Origin of the sequence: Bacillus sp. C30, assembly GCF_040838255.1 — a bacterium.
GTDB classification, from domain to species: domain Bacteria; phylum Bacillota; class Bacilli; order Bacillales; family Bacillaceae_G; genus Bacillus_A; species Bacillus_A mycoides.
Genome location: NZ_JBFPJH010000569.1, coordinates 1 through 3823 on the forward strand (window position 1 = coordinate 1; position 3823 = coordinate 3823).

The 3823-nt window shown below is 37.9% G+C and carries 3 protein-coding genes; all 3 read right to left on the reverse strand.

Annotation, left to right across the window (positions count from 1 at the left end):
* Positions 1-283, reverse strand: a 283-nt coding sequence (locus AB3X49_RS22945; RefSeq protein WP_367964954.1) for a phage tail spike protein, incomplete at its 3' end; no start/stop codon positions are given.
* Positions 280-1761 carry a distal tail protein Dit gene (locus AB3X49_RS22950; RefSeq protein WP_367964956.1) on the reverse strand — a complete coding sequence of 494 codons (1482 nt, stop codon included), beginning with the start codon at positions 1759-1761 and terminating at the stop codon, positions 280-282. The genes AB3X49_RS22945 and AB3X49_RS22950, both read right to left, overlap by 4 nt.
* 41 nt (positions 1762-1802) lie before the next feature.
* A partial coding sequence (locus tag AB3X49_RS22955; RefSeq protein ID WP_483298795.1) for a phage tail tape measure protein occupies positions 1803-3823 on the reverse strand: 2021 nt, incomplete at its 5' end.

Below are 3823 nucleotides of genomic sequence, written 5' to 3' on the forward strand. Positions count from 1 at the left end.
CCGATGCATAGGCGGTTACTGATCTATCCTCAGAATCCCTTTCGACTTCGGTAATAACATAAGGGACAATCCTACCATCCCGAACTTTCTTTAAAACTAGATTTTGCTGCATTAAAGCTATAGAATTTTTCGTTTTATCAAATACCTTAAATTCTAAAGTATCAACATTATTTTTAATTTCCCAATGACGTTTATCTTCCCAATAATCTTTCGGCTGGATGGCTGCGATAATCTGATTGGTTTTAAAATCAACAACATGAAGTGTTCCGCTAGGTGTCCTCATCGGTATCTCTCCCTAAATGATATTGTTGCTTTGACATCGGGAGGCATTATATCTATTCGATTATGTCCTCTGATAATGGTAGGAAAATTACTGAATATAGATTTTAAATTGATAGCATCCTTACCATTAATGGTGCATAGGCTCTTTTCTGTATCTATAATAATTTTGTCCCCAACATCATATATATAGGACCTTGTATTATCGCCAACTTTATTCAATTTCCAGATTTTTAAATCATCAATTTGTATGTTGTCTACTGGAGGATTGTCTCCCAACTTACAAATTGCAATCATTACTTGTGCAACTTTTCGGTTCGTCATCGGATTTCCAGTATCATCAATCCAGCGTTCAACAATTGAAGCATCATCTATTTCGGTCCCATCTCTAAAACGTGATACATAAACAGACCACTCTTTACCTCGTCTTGCAATACGCAACCTACCGTAAAATTGATTGAATGTATTAGGATGTGCTCCGCTTGTATCTACTAATTTCCGTATACTATTAGGTGTTCCCACATTTCCAATTCGCATATATGCTTTGGTCATTTCTGCATCCCAATACAAGCTATTCATATTGATTCGTGTGACGATATTGCTTGCATCATCGAGAAGAAGAATCTCAACACGTCCCATTTCACCAATATTCCTCGCCTTCAAACGCACCCATGTCTCCATTTCAAAATCTTGTAACGGTCCACTCGGAATACTCTTCTTAGAAATAGCACCATGAAAACCTGAATCTTGTCCGTAGTCTTCACAATAAAGTGCATAGCCACCTCTGGATTTAAAACTACCTGTCCCCTTCATTTCTTCAACCTGTCCCGTAACAGGAGTCCAACCTACAGGCGTAGCCATTTCATCCCACAATACACGTTCCCGCTCTTGTACTGGTGTTTCATCCACAGTTCGAGGATAACCAAGACGAAAATAATCACGCTTATTAGGATAATCACCAAACCAAACATCTAAAAAGGTACTTGGCTTTTTAACATCAATTTCAATGATTGGTGGAGCTTCCACACTTCCCTTATTTGTTAAGTATGCTGTGGTTTCAGTAGACCAATTTTGAACAAATTCACCTGTTTTAGTTTCACCTAACTTGTATGGCATCGGGCATATAAATTTAATAACACCTTTTCCTAAAGTGACAAACTCATCAGGATCAAACCCATCATCAACAACCGCCAAATATGTTCGATTGGGTTCAGAATCAAATTTCAATTCAACTTCTTGATCTGTTATTAACCAATCCGCAATTTCCTCTTTTAATGTTTCTAAATCAGAATCATCAGGAACAATAATTCCTACAGGTACAGGGATAACTCGAATTTCAGTTTGTGTGTTTAATAATCTTGCCCCAGGATAGTTTGGTACTTGTAACAAATTTCTCCGTAAAGGTGCCCATGTTGGCTTTTTCCATCCATATTCAACTTGAACAAATGATTTTCTTTGATTGTTAAATGTAAAAGAACTCATGTTAACACCTCATTTCTATATAAAGTAAAAGAAACCCAAACCTAAAAGGCTGAGTTTCTTTGTTCTTCTCTTTCTTGATACTCTTTTGTATATCGATAAGTGCCACGCGCTACGTCTCGACCTTCTAAAACAACAGGCACTTCAATTACTAAGTCGCCACCTTGCATCGGAATTCCGCCAGTAACACCGGATGATCCTGACGAATAATTAAACACTTGATTTGCACCACTAGCTGTCATTGCTTGCCTACTGTTTGACATACTTCCATATACACCACTCATAACAGTTTTTAACCCTGATAACTGGCTCATAGAACTATCCATCATGCGACTCATATCGCCCATTAATTGACTCATAGATCCGGTAGTACCAATCATAGTTTTAGCAATACCTTCACCAATATCTCCAAGTGTCTTTTTATTTAGGGGAAGCACTGCTTCTCGTCCAGCTTCTCCTGCACCTTGGAACTGCCCACCGTTCATACCGAAAATAGTTGGACTAGTAAAAATACCACCCTTTGCATTCCATTTCACACCAATGCCAGATGGGTAAGTAATATCTTTACCTAAAATATTTTTCGTGCTAGTTTCTAAGTTGAAACTTGGCATTTTAGGCATTTCAGGTTTTGGGATTTTCAGCTTTAAATTTTCAAAGAATCCCTTGATTTTTCCAACAAATTCTTCTACCTTACCAACGGCATCTTTAATCGGATCAATAATAAATCGTTTTGCCGCTTCGAATTTCTCCTGTGCTGCAGTTTTCACAGCATCAAATTTTTCTTTCGCTGAATTATATAAATCAGTAAATTTTTGTTTTGCGGAATTATAAGCTTCAACAACTGGATCAATTACGTATTTTTTCACTAAATTCCAAGCTGTAAGCGTATAGGACTTTATCGTCTCCCAGGTGCTTAATATCCAATTTGCTAAGTCACCCAGCTTTTGTTTGGTTGTATTCCACAAGTCTTGAACAGGTTGAATAACATACTGTTTTACCAGATTCCAGGCCATCAGTGTATAAGACTTAGCAAGTTCCCATTTCGAACTTAACCAAGATATTAAATCGCCAAATTTTTCTTTTACAAAGTTCCAAGTGTCTAGGACTGGCTGAATAATATATTGCTTAAATAATCCCCATGCAACTTGTGCCACTGCTTTTGCGATTTCCCATTGTGTACCAAGCCATGTAACTAATTCACCAATTTTCGTACTTACCCAATCATAAGCTTGTTGGATTGGCTGAATGATATATTGACATATAGCTGCCCAAGCAATTTGTACGCCGGCTTTAATGAGTAACCAACCTGCTTCTAAAACGGTTGAAATCAACGAAATAATTGGACCTAAAACGGTAAGAATTGTATTCCAAGTTTCTTGCCAAGCTTGGACTAGTGTTCCCCACAATTCAGAAGCTGTTGTAACTAGAGAAGACCACCAAGAAGAACCCGTTTCAACAATCCCAGACCATAAGCTACTAAAGAATTCGCCTATTGGATCAAAGAAACTGTGCATCATTTCAGTGAATGAAGCCCAAGCCCCTGAGAAGAATTCAACAATAGAATTCCATGTGCTACTACATATCTCACCTATACCTGTCCATAAATCACTAAAAAATTGGCCGATCGGATCGAAAAATTCATGCATTGTTTCTAAAAATGAATTCCAAGCTTCGCTAGATGATTGAACGATACCATCCCAAAGTCCTATTAAATATTCTTTAATGGAATTCCATGTATCTATTGTCCACTGTTTGATATCGTCCCAGTTTTTATAAATCGCAATACCTATAGCGGCTATGGCGGCTACAATAAGGGGAATCGCTGCAACAAGTAAAGACGCTACAGCTGCCCCAATCCCGAAGATACTCATGACCGTCACAACTATAGGCGCAAGAGCCATAATTGCACCTGAAATTATACCGATTGCCAATGCAACAGCTGTTAATGTGGCTGCTAACTTTGGATTGTTTGAAACCCATTCAGCTATTTTAGAAATGACATCCGCTATGACACTAAGAACGGGCTGAAGAGCAACTTGTAAATCTTGCATTGCCTGTTGGAATT